At 68.2% G+C, this 15,057-nt stretch carries 12 protein-coding genes; all 12 read left to right on the top strand.

The window, feature by feature from the left end; translation table 11 throughout:
* Window positions 1-93 precede the first annotated feature (93 nt).
* The 12 genes from Q0858_RS20355 (at window position 94) to Q0858_RS20300 (ending at window position 15,011) form a co-directional block, all read left to right on the top strand.
* Window positions 94-1,566, top strand: coding sequence for an ATP-binding protein (locus Q0858_RS20355; protein ID WP_299058194.1), 1,473 nt, complete (start codon window positions 94-96; stop codon window positions 1,564-1,566).
* 384 nt (window positions 1,567-1,950) lie between these two features.
* Window positions 1,951-2,436 carry a VanZ family protein gene (locus Q0858_RS20350; RefSeq protein WP_299058193.1) on the top strand — a complete coding sequence of 162 codons (486 nt, stop codon included), beginning with the start codon at window positions 1,951-1,953 and terminating at the stop codon, window positions 2,434-2,436.
* Window positions 2,437-2,565: 129 nt separating this feature from the next.
* The gene (locus tag Q0858_RS20345; RefSeq protein ID WP_299058192.1) at window positions 2,566-3,669 is read left to right on the top strand and encodes an aminotransferase class I/II-fold pyridoxal phosphate-dependent enzyme; all 1,104 of its coding nucleotides are present in this window, start codon (window positions 2,566-2,568) and stop codon (window positions 3,667-3,669) included.
* Window positions 3,666-4,295, top strand: coding sequence for a sugar transferase (locus tag Q0858_RS20340; protein WP_299058191.1), 630 nt, complete (start codon window positions 3,666-3,668; stop codon window positions 4,293-4,295). Before Q0858_RS20345 ends, Q0858_RS20340 begins: the two co-directional genes overlap by 4 nt.
* Complete coding sequence (locus Q0858_RS20335) at window positions 4,279-4,953, top strand: acetyltransferase (protein ID WP_299058190.1); 675 nt, start codon at window positions 4,279-4,281, stop codon at window positions 4,951-4,953. Before Q0858_RS20340 ends, Q0858_RS20335 begins: the two co-directional genes overlap by 17 nt.
* A complete protein-coding gene (gene wecB, locus Q0858_RS20330; protein WP_299058189.1) occupies window positions 4,950-6,107 on the top strand; it encodes a non-hydrolyzing UDP-N-acetylglucosamine 2-epimerase in 1,158 nt (385 codons plus the stop codon). Before Q0858_RS20335 ends, wecB begins: the two co-directional genes overlap by 4 nt.
* A 3-nt stretch (window positions 6,108-6,110) precedes the next feature.
* Window positions 6,111-7,382 (top strand): UDP-N-acetyl-D-mannosamine dehydrogenase, encoded by a 1,272-nt coding sequence (wecC, locus tag Q0858_RS20325; protein WP_299058188.1) that lies wholly within the window; start codon window positions 6,111-6,113, stop codon window positions 7,380-7,382.
* Window positions 7,379-9,508, top strand: a complete 2,130-nt coding sequence (locus Q0858_RS20320) for a bi-domain-containing oxidoreductase (RefSeq protein ID WP_299058187.1) — start codon at window positions 7,379-7,381, stop codon at window positions 9,506-9,508. The genes wecC and Q0858_RS20320 overlap by 4 nt, the downstream gene beginning before the upstream one ends.
* The gene (locus tag Q0858_RS20315; protein ID WP_299058186.1) at window positions 9,505-11,442 is read left to right on the top strand and encodes a heparinase II/III family protein; all 1,938 of its coding nucleotides are present in this window, start codon (window positions 9,505-9,507) and stop codon (window positions 11,440-11,442) included. The genes Q0858_RS20320 and Q0858_RS20315 overlap by 4 nt, the downstream gene beginning before the upstream one ends.
* Window positions 11,417-12,610: a glycosyltransferase family 4 protein gene (locus Q0858_RS20310; protein ID WP_299058185.1), complete on the top strand. Its 1,194-nt coding sequence runs from the start codon at window positions 11,417-11,419 to the stop codon at window positions 12,608-12,610. Before Q0858_RS20315 ends, Q0858_RS20310 begins: the two co-directional genes overlap by 26 nt.
* The gene (locus tag Q0858_RS20305; RefSeq protein WP_299058184.1) at window positions 12,607-13,941 is read left to right on the top strand and encodes a hypothetical protein; all 1,335 of its coding nucleotides are present in this window, start codon (window positions 12,607-12,609) and stop codon (window positions 13,939-13,941) included. Before Q0858_RS20310 ends, Q0858_RS20305 begins: the two co-directional genes overlap by 4 nt.
* Window positions 13,938-15,011: a glycosyltransferase gene (locus tag Q0858_RS20300; RefSeq protein WP_299058183.1), complete on the top strand. Its 1,074-nt coding sequence runs from the start codon at window positions 13,938-13,940 to the stop codon at window positions 15,009-15,011. The genes Q0858_RS20305 and Q0858_RS20300 overlap by 4 nt, the downstream gene beginning before the upstream one ends.
* Window positions 15,012-15,057 lie beyond the last annotated feature (46 nt).

Raw genomic sequence — 15,057 nt, 5'->3', positions numbered from 1 at the left:
TGTTCTCCGCAAGCACCCTGGAATCCGACGATCTCGGACCATGCTGGGGTGTCACCCGCTTCCGGGTGTGTGCCCCTGGACGAGGAGTCGAGGATGGACGGCATTGAGGTCTCCGACCGATTGTGGCGACTCACGTTGGAGCACTCCCCGGTCGGGATGACGATCGTGTCGCCCGAGGGTCGCTTCCTCGCGGTCAACCAGGCGCTCTGCCGGATGCTGGACCGACCCAGCGAGGTCCTGCTCACCCTGACCTTCCAGGAGATCACCCACCCCGACGACCTGGCGCTCGACCTCGAGCTGCTGGCCACCCTGCTCGCTGACAAGGTGCCGTCCTACCGCATGGTCAAGCGCTTCCTGCGCCCGGACGGGGAGGTGGTCTGGGGTGACCTCTCCGTCGCCCTGGTCCACGATGACGACGGCAGCCCCCTGCACCTCGTCTCCCAGGTCATGGACGTCACCCAGCAGCACGACGACCGCGCCCGTCTCGCGGAGACCGAGGCTCGCCTCGACCGCCAGCTGCGGCGGGCCGAGGCCATCTTCGACTCCGTGGACGTCGGTCTCGTGCTGATCGACGCCGACGGCCGCTACGAGTCCATGAACCGCCACCACGAGGCGTTGATGCGCGTCGGCTATCCCGACGGTCACGCCGGACAGGCAGGCCAGCCCGGGCAGGTCTTCGGTGAGGACGGTCGAACGCCTCTGACCCGGGAGGACATGCCCACGTGGCGCGCCGCTCGGGGCGAGGAGTTCGACGACCTCCGGATCTGGATCGGGGTGACAGCCGAGGAGCGCCGGGCCCTGTCGGTCTCAGCGCGTTCGGTCCGTGACGCGAACGGCCTCTTCCACGGCGCCGCCCTGGTCTACAAGGACGTCACCGACTACCTCCGGGCGATGTCCGTGCGGGACGAGTTCCTGTCCGCGGTCTCGCACGAGCTCCGGACACCGCTGACCTCGGTGCTCGGCCACCTGGAGATCGCCAACGAGCTTCCGGACCTCCCGGCCGCGGTCGCGCACCGTCTCGCCGTCATCGAGCGCAACGCCCTGCGTCTCGACGCCCTGGTCGCCGACCTCCTCGAGGTCGCGCGACAGCGGGAGGGTCGACTGTCCGTCACTCGCACGGACGTCGACCTCACCGACCTGGTCGCCCAAGCGGTGGAGGCCGTGAGGCCGGCCGCGTCGTTAGCGGGCCTCTCTGTCGTGATCGAGCCCCAGGAGAGCCTCCAGGCACCGGTGGACCCCGGGCGGATCCGACAGGTCCTGGACAACCTGCTCTCGAACGCCGTGAAGTACTCCGAGCCCGGGGGAGTGGTCCGAATTGCCGTCAGCCCTGTCGACGACGAAGCCATCCTCACCATCGCCGACGAGGGGCTGGGTATCGAGGAGGCGGAGCTCGACCGCCTGTTCACCCGGTTCTTCCGCGGCGGCGAGGCGCGGTCGCGGCAGATCCCCGGCACCGGGCTCGGGCTCGTCCTCGTGCGGGCTTTCGTCGAGGCCCACGGTGGCACCGTCGACCTCACCAGCAAGGCGGGCGTCGGCACGACCGTGACGGTCCGCCTCCCCCTCTGACGACGACGACGGCGAGTGTCGAGACGCCGCTCCATCGGTGGTCGAGCTGGCGAGACCCGTCGCGGCCACCGGAGGTCGAGGTGCGGCGGAGCGACGCAGGAGCGCAGCAGCCACGAGCCCCCGCAATCCCCAGCCCAGCAGTCCGCGCTCGGGTCGACTCTTCGTCTCTACCGGTGGTCGAGATCGTCGAGACCTCGAGTAGCTCAAAGGTCGAGTCGGGAACGTCCCGATGACTCGCACCGCTCGGAGGTCGAGGTGCGGCGGAGCGACGCAGGAGCGCAGCAGCCACGAGAGCCCGTGTGCTGCACGACCACGTGCCGCCGGTCGGAGCCCTGCCTTCCTGGCAACTGCGCCCACCCACCGCCCGAGCCCTAGGCTCGATCAGTGACGACTCCCGCCCGCGGCCCCCGGCGCCTCCTGCTCGGGCTTCTGGTCGTCTACATCCTGTTCCTTGCCTTCGTGCTGCTCTTTCCGCGCGGCGAGATGCCGTCGACGAGCGTCAGCATCATCACGGACTTCGTGCAGAGCATCGGCGGTGATCCGTCGCTGGTGACATCTGAGCGCATGGAGGTCCTGCTCAACGTCGCGATCATGGTGCCCCTGGCGCTGCTCGGTCGCCTGCTGCGGCCCGGATACAGCTGGCGGGACTGGACCGCCGTCGGCTTCGTGATCGCCACCGCTGTCGAGGTCTTCCAGGGGCTGTTCCTGCCGGAGAGGTCAGCAAGTGCCCTCGACGTCGTCGCCAACACCACTGGCGTCGCCGTGGGCGCGATCATCGGATCGGCGCTGCGTGTCGTCATCCGCCGACGGGACACGCGTGAGCCCTCACCCGGTACGGCGGACTCGGTCGGGACCACCGAGCCGGTCTAGACCGGTCTGAGCCGCTCCGACGAGGCGGGAGCCGGGGTCGTCTAGACTCCCCGCGACGGTCATGGGGTCGATCGCCAGGTCGAGTTTTGGAGGTGCACAGTGCTGTCCACGTTGCTGTCACCCCCGGATGTGGGTGAGCTCGAGCAGGAGGCCGTCCTGCGAGCAATGCGGTCCGGCTGGGTCGCCCCCGCCGGACCTGACCTCCTCGCCTTCGAGGAAGAGGTCGCCGCCCGCGTCGGCGTGCAGCACGCGGTGGCCCTCGCCTCAGGCACCGCGGCACTCCACCTGGCACTCGTCTCGTGGGGCGTCGGTCCCGGCGACGTCGTCCCGGTCTCGACGCTGACGTTCGCTGCCACCGTCAACGCCATCCGCTACGTCGGGGCGGAGCCCCACTTCGTGGACTCCCGCACCGACGACGGCAACATCGACACCGACCTTCTCGCGCAGGCGGTCGACGAGCTGCTGGCCGCAGGACGACGGGTGCCGGCGATCGTGCCCGTCGACCTGCTGGGCCGGTGCGTCGACCTCGAAGCCGTGACCAAGATCGCCGAGTCCGCAGAAGCCCGGCTCCTCTGCGACAGCGCGGAGTCCTTCGGCGCCACGCACGCGGGCCGACCGGCCGGGGCCTGGGGCGACGCGTCCGTCCTGTCGTTCAACGGCAACAAGATCATGACCACTTCCGGCGGCGGGATGCTCCTCACCGACGACGGTGCCCTCGCCGCGCACGTCCGCAAGCTGTCCACCCAGGCCCGTGAGCCGGTCCCGCACTACGAGCACACAGAAGTCGGCTACAACTATCGGCTCTCCAACATCCTCGCCGCGATGGGCCGGGCCCAGCTGAGCCGGCTCGACGGGATGATCGAGCGCCGCCGCGGCTGGCGGCGTCGATACCGCGAGATCGTCGCCGAGCTTCCCGGCGTGCGCGTCCTGGGTTCCGACGACCCGAACGACGACGCGCACGACAACTGCTGGCTTACCGCGCTGGTCGTGGACCCTGAGCGGGCCGGCACTACCGCCCGTGACGTTGGCCAGGCGCTGCTATCGGTCGGCATCGAGAGCCGCCCGGTGTGGAAGCCCATGCATCTCCAGCCGGTGTACGCCGAGCACTCCGCCACCCTGGACGGCACCGCCGAGCACGTCTTCAACCTCGGTTTGACCCTGCCCTCCGGGTCCGGGATGAGCGAGGCCCAGTTCGGCGAGGTCACCGACGTGCTGGCGAAGGCGCTGCGGTGAGGCGCGCGTACGACGGTCCGAAACGTGTCATCGACCTGGTCGGCGCGCTGGTGCTGATGATCGTGACCGCTCCGGTCACGGCACTCGTCGCACTGCTCGTGCGACGGAATCTCGGCTCGCCCGTGCTCTTCCGCCAGGAGCGTCCCGGCCGGGACGGCGAGATCTTCGAGCTGGTGAAGTTCCGCTCGATGACCGACGTCGACCCGGACCGCGGGTTGGTGACCGACGCCGACCGGCTCACCCCTTTCGGCCAGCGGCTCCGCTCGACGAGCATGGACGAGCTCCCGACGCTCTGGAACGTCGTCCGCGGCCACATGAGCTTGGTCGGACCGCGACCCTTGCTGGTGTCGTACCTGGACCGCTATACCCCCGAGCAGGCGCGCCGGCACGAAGTCCGCCCGGGCGTGACCGGTCTCGTTCAGGTGGGCGGACGCAACGGCTTGACCTGGGACGAGAAGTTCGCCCTCGACGTCGAGTACGTGGACCGGCGGAGCCTGGCTCTCGACGTGCGGATCCTGCTGTCGACCGTGGCCAAGGTGGTCAAGCGCGATGGGATCAGCGACTCCGACGGCGTGTCCATGGCGGAGTTCCTCGCCCGCGACTCGGGTGGTGACCTCGGTGCCTGAAGACTTGATCATCGTCGGCGCCGGTGGCTTCGGACGTGAGGCCGTGGACGTCGCCGAGGCAATGCGATCGGCGGACGGCACGCCCACGTGGAACGTTCTCGGCGTCGCCGATGACCGGCCCAGCGAGCCAAATCTCACCCGTCTGTCTGCCCGCGGCCTTCGATACCTCGGCACGACGTCCGACGTGCTGGCCGGAGCGATGTCCGCGTACGTCGTCGGTATCGGTTCGCCGGCGACCCGTCGCGACCTGGTTGGACTGTTCGACCGCCAGGGGTGGAGCGCGGCCGTGCTGGTGCACCCCGCGGCGTCGCTCGGCACCGAGGTGATGCTGGGGCCGGGCACCGTGATATGCGCCGGAGCGCGGCTCACCACGAACATCCGTCTCGGTCAGCACGTGCACGTGAACCCGAATGCCACCATCGGGCACGACACCACACTTGGCGACTTCGTCAGCGTCAATCCGGCTGCTTCGATCTCAGGTGACTGCACCGTCGAGGACGGTGTGCTCATCGGCGTGCAGGGCGTCGTGCTGAACCGGCTCACGGTCGGGACAGACGCGCTGGTCGGCGCTGCGGCGTGCGTGACCTCGGACGTTGCCCCCGGCACCACAGTGGTCGGCGTACCCGCGAGGACGATCCGAGCAGGAGTGTCTGCGTGAAGAAGGTCATGGTCGTCTACGGGACCCGACCCGAGGCCATCAAGGTCGCCCCGGTCATCGGCGCCCTGAAGTCTGACGACCGGTTCGCCGTCTTGCCGGTCGTCACGGGGCAGCATCGAGAGATGCTCGACCAGGTCAACAGCATCTTCGGGATCAAGCCAGTCGCCGACCTCGATCTGATGCGGCCGGGTGCCACCCTCACGGAGCTCTCCGTCGCCGCCCTCGCGACGCTCGAGCCTGTTCTCAGGGAGCACGCACCTGACGCGGTCGTGGTCCAGGGCGACACCTCAACGGCCTTCATTGCCGCGCTCGCCGCCTTCTACCAGGGGATCCCCGTGATTCACCTGGAGGCGGGACTGCGGACCTACGACCTCGACGCCCCGTTCCCGGAGGAGGCGAACCGCCAACTCCTGAGCCGGGTGGCAGCGCTGCACCTGGCCCCGACACAGGCCGCACGACAGAACCTCGTGCAGGAGCACATCACGCCGGCGAGCATCGCGGTGACAGGCAACACGGTGATCGACGCGCTGGTGGAGGCGATCGAGCAGGAGCCCACATACTCGGAGCCCGCGGTGGCGGCGATGGTGTCGAGCGGTCGGCGCTTCGTCCTGGTGACGGCCCACCGGCGCGAGTCGTGGGGCCAGCCAATGCGGAACGCGATGACCGCCATCCGGCAAGTGGCCGAGCGGCATCCCGAGCTGCACTGGGTCGTCCCCATGCACAGGAACCCCGTCGTCCGGGACGTCGTGAGGGAGACGCTCGACGACCGGGGCCAGGTCCTGCTGTGCGAGCCGCTCGACTACCACGAGTTCTGCCACGTCATGAAAGCTGCTCACTTGGTGCTCACCGATTCTGGTGGCGTCCAGGAAGAAGGGCCCAGCCTCGCGTCCCCGGTGCTGGTCATGCGGGACACCACGGAGCGCCCCGAGGCGGTCGAGGCTGGTGCGGTGAGGCTCGTGGGCACGGACACCGCGGTGGTGTCCGCCGCCCTCAACGAGCTGATCGAGGACGCCGGGGTGTACGCGTCCATGGCCCGCGCGGTGAACCCGTACGGCGACGGAGTCGCAGCCTCGCGTTCGGTGGCCGCGATCGCAGAGTTCTTTGGCCTGGGTGACCGAGAGCCCGACTTCGACCCCCACCACTACGGAGACTGAGCATTGTTCGAGAACGGGATCGTCGTCGTCGGCCTGGGGTACATCGGCCTGCCGACCAGCGCTGCCATCGCGACGCAGGGAGTGTCCGTCACCGGGATCGACGTCAGGCAGGACGTCGTCGACGCCATCAATCTCGGCAGGGTGCCGATCGTGGAGCCCGACCTCGACATCGCGGTCGCCGGTGCGGTCTCACTGGGCACCCTCAGAGCGACCATGGCCGTCCCACCGGCGGACGCCTTCATGCTCGCGGTCCCCACCCCGAGCGACGAGGGCAAGGCGCCTGACCTCTCCTATGTGAAGGCAGCGGCGGAGTCGGTGGCCCCAGTGCTCAAGACCGGTGACGTCGTCATCCTCGAGTCGACCTCCCCGCCGGGCACGACGCGCCAGGTCAGCGAGTGGATCGCGGCTGCCAGGCCTGACCTGTCCCTCCCGCACCAGGGGGAGGGTCCGCACGACATCCACGTCGCCCACTGCCCGGAGCGGGTACTCCCAGGCCGAATCATGGTCGAGATCGTCGAGAACGACCGTCTCGTGGGCGGGATCACCCGCGCCTGCGCGGAGCGGGCCGCCGAGGTGTACTCCTTGTTCTGCCGGGGAGAGATCGTGCTGACCGACGCCACCACGGCCGAGATGGCCAAGCTCGTTGAGAACTCGTTCCGTGACGTGAACATCGCCTTCGCGAACGAGTTGGCCGGCATCTGCGAACACCTCGGCCTGGACGTGTGGCAGGTCATCGAGCTCGCCAACAAGCATCCGCGTGTCAACATCCTCAAGCCCGGTCCGGGCGTGGGTGGTCACTGCATCGCCGTGGACCCGTGGTTCATCGTCGCCGCGGCGCCGGAGCAGTCCCGTATCATCCGGACCGCCCGCGAGATCAACGACGCACGGCCCCACGCGGTGGTCGCTCAGACCGTGTCCCTGGCCAAGCCGACCTCGACCATCGCGGTCCTCGGTCTGGCCTTCAAAGCGAACGTGGACGACCTTCGGGAGAGCCCCGCGATCCAGATCGTCGAGCTCCTGGCCGACGCGTTGCCCGAAGCACGGCTCTTGGCGGTGGAGCCCCACGTGGAGGCCCTGCCTCCGTCCCTCGCCGCGCGTGACTCGGTTTCGCTCACCCCGCTCGATGCGGCGGTCGATGCTGCTGATGTCGTGGTGCTCCTGGTCGACCATCAGGCGTTCACGGACCTGACGCTCAGAGACCTGCGGGACAAGCAGGTCGTCGACACCCGGGGTCTGCTCAAGGCCGCCGCCCACCCCCTCGAGAGGACCTCGTGAAGCAGATCGTCCAGTCCATCGGCGACGGCAGCCTCCAGGTCGTCGACGTCCCGTCACCGAGCGCTGGGCCGGCCGAGGTGCTGGTCTCGACGCGCCGTTCCCTGCTGTCCACGGGCACGGAGAAGGCGGTGCGGGAGCTGGCCAGCGCGAGCCTGTTCGAGAAGGCCAAGGCGCGCCCCGACCTTGTCCGTCAGGTGGTGCGCAAGGCTCGGACTGAGGGGCTGCGAAACACCGTGCAGGCCGTCAGGACCCGCCTGGACGAGGACATGCCCCTCGGCTACAGCGCGGTTGGCGAGGTGACGGAGGTCGGCGACGCAGTTGCCGGGATCACCCCCGGCATGCGGGTCGCCACGGCATCTGCTGGGCACGCGGAGCTCCAGGTCGTGCCTGGACTGCTGGCCATCCCTGTCCCCGACGGTGTCTCGGACGAGTCCGCCGCCTTCGGCGCCGTCGCCGCCATCGCGCTCCAGGGCATCCGACAGGCCGGCGTCGAGCCCGGGGGCAGCGTCCTCGTCGTCGGACTGGGCCTGGTGGGACAGTTGACGGCTCGCCTCGCCCTCGCCGCCGGGTACGACGTCATCGGTGTCGACCTGCGCTCCTGGACGGCGGAGATGGTGACCGCCGCCGGTGGTCTGGGACTTGAGGAGTCGGGTGCCGCGACAACGGACGCCGTCCTGGACCGCACCCGCGGACGTGGGGTCGACGCGGTCTTGGTCACCGCCTCGACGAAGTCGTCGGACCCGGTCATGCTGGCCGTCGACCGTGTCAGGGACCGTGGCGTCGTGGTTGTCGTCGGTGACGTCGGCCTCGAGTTGTCACGCACCCCCTTCTACATGAAGGAGGTCGACCTACGGTTCGCCCGCTCCTACGGCCCCGGCCGCTACGAGCGCTCGTACGAGGAGTACGCCGTCGACTACCCCGTCGGACAGGTGCGCTGGACCGAGGGGCGGAACATCGAGGCGTTCCTGGATCTCGTCGCCCGCGGTCGATTGACCGTCGACGACCTCGTCACCCACTCCTTCCCGATCACGGACCACGAGGACGCCTACGAGACGATCAGCAGGGACGATCGCGCTCTCGCGGTGCAGTTCACCTACGACCCGGCGGCAGTGTCGCGCGGCGCAGTCGAGCTGCGTCCTCGTTCGACCTCCTCGGGTGACATCGGTCTGGTCGGCGCGGGCAACTATGCCAAGATGACGCTGGTCCCGGCGATGAAGTCGGTCGGGATGTCCATCGCGGCCGTGACGTCCACCGGCGGACTGAGCGCGCGGCACCTCGCGCAGCGCCACGACATCGCCGCGGTGGTTCCGGGGGTCGACGACCTCCTCTCGGACCCGGGGCTCAGGACGATCTTCGTGCTGTCGCGGCACGACTCCCACGCCGAGATCGCCGGTAAGGCTCTCCGCGCCGGCAAGAACGTGTTCGTCGAGAAGCCACTGGCGCTTTCGGACGACGAGCTGGACGACGTCGTCCAGGCGCTCTCCTCCAGCGACACTCAGCTGTGGGGAGGGTTCAACCGACGCCACAGCCCGGCCGTCGTGGAGGCCCGCCGCGCCCTCGGCCGGGAGGGCGGCCCACTCGTCCTGACCTACCGGGTCAGCGCGGGACGTCTCCCGGACACGCACTGGTACAAGGACCGCAGGCAGGGCGGTCGCCTGCTCGGCGAGGTGTGCCACTTCATCGACCTCGCGGCCTGGATCGTGGGGCAACCCGCCGAGGAGGTCGTGGCCCTGGGTTCCCGTCGCGCCGAGAGCCTCCTGCAGGAGGACCTCGCCGTAACCCTCCGCTTTCCCGACGGCTCGCTGGCGAGCATCACCTACGCCGAGTACCCGCACCCGGCGACGACGAAAGAGCGCCTCGAGGTCCTCGGGCGAGGACGCAGCGTGGTCGTCGACGACTTCGCCCGTCTGGTGGTGGACGGCAAGGACGTGAAGCTTCCATCGTCGGGCAAGGGACACGTCGAGAACCTGCGCGCGTTCCAGGACTCCCTCGCGTCCGCGTCCGACGACTCCGACCTGCGGGCGACGATCACTAGCACGGCGACGAGCTTGGCCGCCGCCAGGTCGCTGAGCACCGGGCACGTGGTCCGCCCCGACATGCGCGTCTCAGCGGACCCGTTCCGGTGAGGCTGAGCACGGCGGTCAGCGACCTGCGCGCCCTCGGCGGCTCGGCCCCGCTCCGGGCGGCGTACGAGCTCTCCAAGCGCAGCGGCGGACACACGTTGCTCTTTCGGGAGGTCCCTGACCGTGGAGCGCGCTCGCGTGCCATCGGTCTCGGGAACGTGGTCCCGCGGTCCAACGCAGCCAGGGACCGGTGCCTCGCGGACGCCGCGGAGATCCTCGCCACCGGTGTCCGCGTCTTCGGGACCCGGGTGCCGACCGGCGTCCACGCGCCCTGGAACGTCGATCCGCTCTCGGGGAACGTCTGGCCGGAGTCGACCCCGTGGTGGCAGATCGACATTCGGAGCGGCGCCCGTCTCTCCGACGTCAAGTGGGTCTGGGAGGCCGGGCGTCATCGCGACCTGGTGGTCCTGGCGCGCGCTTCGGTCTTGGAGCCCGACGGCCCGTGGCTGAACGAGCTGCACGCGATGCTGCGCGCTTGGGTCGCGCAGTGCCGTCCTGAGAGGGGCGTGCACTGGTACTCCAGCCTCGAGCTCGCACTTCGCGCAATCGCGTGGGCGCAGGTCATCAGTCTGCTGGACGGCGAGCTGGAGGCCGACGTCCGTGCGCAGATGGACCACCAGCTCGTCGCCAGTGCCCGCCACATCCTCGTCGAGCTTCCGTACACGGTCAGCAGCATGAAGAACAACCACCTTCTGGGCGACGGCCTGGGTCTGGTCGTTCTAGCGCGCATGTTCCCGGACCTCCGCGGATCCGGCCAGTGGCACCGAGTGGGCGACGCGCTCTTCCACAAGCAGCTTCGTCGGCACATGCGCAGCGACGGTTCGATGATCGAGGACTCACTCTCCTACCACCGGTTCGTGCTGGAGATGCTCGCCGTCAGGACGCTGCTCGGCAGTGCCTCGCGGGAGGTGGAGGTCGCACTTGCCGGGGCGGGGCGACACCTCCAGGTCCTGGGCGCTCTCGAGGGCGACGTCCCGCAGTACGGGGACTGGGATGAAGGCCGAGTTCTCGCCGATTCGCAACCAGCGGGTGGTGTGGCCGGGTCGGCCAGGTTGGCGCTTGCTGTGACTGGCGGCTCCTTGGCGTCTGCGAGCTGGGAGAGCGACGACGAGCTGGCTTGGTACGTCGACCCTCCCACGTCGGATGAGCCAGGACCGGCTTCGGCACACAGCAATCTCAGGCGCTCGGGTGGGCTTCATGTGATGAAGGCGGGCCCCTGGACGGTGTGGGTGAAGTCGGGCACTGGCCCGTCCCATCAACACGCCGACATCACCTCAGCGTGGATCAGCAAGGACGGTCAGTGGGTGACACGGGAACCTGGGACCGGCACGTACAACGGGCCTCTCGTCGTCCGCAACGGTTTCCGCAGCTCCTCTGGGCATCCAGTGTGGTGCCTGGGAAGTCGCGATCAGCTGGTGCCGCACCGCGCCTTCCGTTGGCTCTCCACTATCCGGCCGTCCGCTGCCGAGGCGGATGTCGTTGGGAGCAGGTTCGTCCTGGTGGTGCACGGTGCTTTCGTCGCAGATGGCGGTGGCCGTGTGGCACGACTGGTGCACCTGCAGAGCTCGGGTGTGAGGGTCGTCGACTTCGTCGAGGTCGATCCGCCCAGTGCATGGGTTATGAATGTGCCGATCACCGATCAGGCCATCGATCTGGGACTCGACCTCCCGGGAGCTGTCCAGTCCGGGGTGAGCGAGCCGTTCCGGGGTTGGCACAGCAGGACCTACGGAGCCTGGGAGCCTTCGCAGTGGATCAGCTGCACGATGGTCGGACGAGCTGCCTCGTGGTCCGTGGGCGTGGATCGGGGAGTCGTCACTGGGCCGGAGGACGTCGTGGCAGACGATGCGACGTATCGGATCCACTGGTCTGACGGTTCGGCACGCGTGCAGTGCAGGGTCGACGACGAAACACATGAACTGGTGGCGCACGATGTCTGAACGACGAGTTCTCGTTTTCAACCACTTCGCAGCGCCCCCGGGGCAGCCCGGTGGGACGAGGCACAGCGAGCTCTTCTCGAGACTCGACGGTTGGCAGTACCTGGTCGTGGCGAGCCGTCGGAACGTCCTGACCGGTGATTGGCAGGCTGACGCGGACGGTTTTCGGATGGTCAGGGTCTCCCGTCACAGTTCGAACGGAGGACGACGCGTCCGCGGGTGGCTCGAGTTCGGTGTGAGGGCCACGCTTGTCGGACTGGTGGCGAAGAAGCCCCGAGTGGTGTACGGCTCGTCGCCGCACTTGGTGGCAGCGGTTGCGGCGTGGGTTGTCGCCGTACTCCGCGGGGCACGCTTCGTGCTCGAGGTCCGTGACCTCTGGCCGAAGGTCCTGCTCGACATGGGTGTGCTGTCGGAGTCGTCGTTGGTGTTCCGGTGTCTCACTTCCGTCGAGGGCTTCTTGTACCGGCGCGCCGATGCTGTGGTCGTCATGGCGGAAGGGAGCCGGAACGAATTGATGAGGCGGGGGGTCGAGCCCTCGAGGATCCACTACATACCGAACGGATCGGACCCCGAGGACTTCGTTCGTGAAGAATCGAGGGAAGCGCTGCGCTCGAGGTGGGGCTTCGACCGGTTCACGTTCGTCTACGCGGGAGCGCACGGCCCTGCCAACGGCCTCGACTTACTTCTCGACGCTGCCCTCGATGTTGCGGACCTCGACCTGGACATCGTGCTGATCGGAGGTGGAGTGGAGCGGGACAGGCTGGTGAAGCGCGCCAGCGACGAGGGGATCCGCAATGTCACCTTTCTGGATCCCGTTCCCAAGTCCGAGGTCAGTAGCATTCTCGTCGCCGCCGATGCGGGCGTGCACGTGCTCGCCGATGTCGAGCTGTTCCGCTCGGCCGTGAGTCCCAACAAGGTCTTCGACTACTTCGCTGCGGGTCTGCCGGTGCTCACGAACTCGCCGGGGCTGGTGGGCGATCTCGTCACCACCACCGGTGCGGGTGTGTCGGTCGAGCCCGGCGGATTGGCAGATGGCCTCCGCGAGATGGTGCTCCGGCCATCGCCGTCAGCGGGCAGAGCCGGACAGGACTGGATTGCGAAGCATCAGTCGCGTTCGGCCATGGCGCGGAGGCTGGATGACCTTCTCCAGAGCGTGACTGGAACGCCGTGACGTTGCAATCAGCCGTCGTCCTCGACCTGTTCGTCGTCTGCTCGGCGATCATGCTCCTTGCGCTGCGAGGTGGACTGAGAGCCTCTCACCCCGCCGTGCTTTACATCGGGTTCCACCTGACGGTCCTCAGCACGAGGGCGTGGGCTTTGCTGAACGGCGCTCCGGCAACACTTTTTGTGACCGAGCAGGAGACCGTGAAGGCGCTTCTCGTTGCCGACTTGGGCTTGGCGTGTGCAACGGTCGGCTGGCTGACGGCTCGCTCGCTGAGCGCGAACGCGGCTTCCTCCGAGGCGGGCGACTCGGGCTGGTGGCGGCCTTTTGACGACCGACGGATGTGGGCCGTCATCGTCGCCACCGTGCCTGTGGGACTGGTCACGCTCGTCACCTACGCACGGATACCCGGTTCGGAGGCGGCTCAGAGCGAGGTCACCACGTCTTACCAGACACTCGCCGTCACCTGGCCTGGATTGGCGCTCTTGGTGCTGATCTACCGGTATGGTTTCCGCTGGTATCTGATGTTTCCCATGCTCGCCTACCTCTCGCTGATGGCGGTGCAGGGGTTCGGACGGTACCGGCTGGTGCTCCCGCTCATCCTCCTCGTGGTCATGTGGCTAGACCGCAAAGGACGGGCTTGGCCGCCCGTGTGGATGCTGGCTGGGTTCGTTGCCGTGGCAATCCTCTTCGTTCCGCTGAAGAGCATCGGAGTTGCGATTCAAGCCGGTGGGGGTCTCGACGTCTTCCGCGACGAGGTGTCGAGATCGTTTGAGGAGACGAGGACGGGAACCGCAAGCGACCAGACGATTCTCGACGGGCTTGCGGCGACGATCTCGCTCACAGATGACCGCGGAAGCTTTTTCCTCGGCTCTCCCTACCTGAACGTGCTGACCCTGCCGATCCCACGACCCCTTTGGGAGGGTAAGCCGGGCCTGAACGAGCACCTCGTGGAGCTGTCCACACCCATCAGACCACTCGCCAGCATCGGTGCAGTTTCCACGCTCCCGGGCGATATCTACCTGAACTTCGGATGGCTAGGGGTGGGCCTCGTAATGTTCGTCTTCGCGCGCTGGACGGCGTCTCTCTGGCGACGAGCCTATTCGAGCGCCATGACCCATCGGTCGGCGCAGCGCCTCCTGTTCTTGCTCTTCTTCGCCGCGTTCGTCCAGGTGGCCCGGGACGGACTGATCTCGTTGCCGGTATTTATCCTCGTGCACCAGTTGCCGCTGGCAGCGATCGTCGCCCTGCACTTCCGCATTCCCCGGGGCGAGCGGAGCCCCCGTGGGAGACCACGAAACACGGCCAGGCGGACAGGGAGAGAGGTGGCGATCCGGTGACCGCTCCTCACTTGGTCGTGATCAACAACGTCCCGGCTCGATACCGGACGGCGAGCTTCGCCGCCTTGGAAGAGGAATGGAGTCAGACAACCGGCGGCCGCATGACCGTCGTCTACCAGGCTCGGCGGGATCCGCGTCGGCGCCCCGAGTGGTTTTTCTCGCCCGACGAGGAGCTGACCTTCGCTCACCGGTTCCTGTCCAACGCGTGCCTCTCGTTCAGCAAGGTGACGCTCTATCGACCAGCGGCCGCGCGCGGCGTGATCGATGGACTGTCGCCGACCCATCTGCTCATCGCCGGCTGGGACACCCCCGTGGCGCGAGGTGCGCTCCGCTACGCGACCAGATCAGGAGCGCGCGCGGTGTTGTGGGTTGAGTCCAACACGTCGACGGGATCGCGGGCCGGTCGAGCGCTCGGGGCAGTGAAGAAACGACTCGCGCGACGCGCGGCGGCTTTCCTCGTGCCGACGGAGGCGAGCAGGTCTTTCGTCCGCCGTTTTGCACCGGACGCGTCCGTGGCTGTCGTACCTAACCCAGTGAGCTGGGACAGGCTCCCGAAGGCGTCGTCGACCCCGTCACGGCGGATCATCTTCGTGGGCGAGTTCAGCCATCGGAAGGGCTTCGACATCTTCCTCGACGCGTGCCGTGCGCTCGGTCCGACGTGGTCGGGTGAGGCATGGGGAAAGGACTCCGAGGGTCTCGGGTCGGGTGCTCCAGACAACTGCCGGCTTCACTCCGGGGGTGCTCCGCTCGGGGAGATCGTCCAGCTCCTCCGCAGCGACGACGTCTGGGCGATCCCGAGTCGACGTGATCCAGCCCCGCTGACCTACTCCGAGGCTCTAGCGCTCGGGCTGAGGATCGTGGTCTCCCCAGCGATCGCCTACGCCCAGCACGCGAGGGGAACAGCGGGGGTCGAGCTGATGGAGGACATGACGGGAGAGGCGGCCGCGGCCGCCGTGCTGCGAGTGACTGCCGCCGACCGTCCGAGTGCGGAGGCGGGGGCCGAGGTCACCAACCCTGCATGGGCACGCCGGGTGGTCGAGCTTTTCGAAGTAGCGGGGTCGCGGCGCTGAGCGGATCACAAGGCTTCCTCCGGAGCTTGAGTACGACGTTCGTCAC

This window comes from uncultured Nocardioides sp. (assembly GCF_947489365.1).
Taxonomy (GTDB): domain Bacteria; phylum Actinomycetota; class Actinomycetes; order Propionibacteriales; family Nocardioidaceae; genus Nocardioides.
This window is presented reverse-complemented; position numbering and strand designations above follow the sequence as displayed.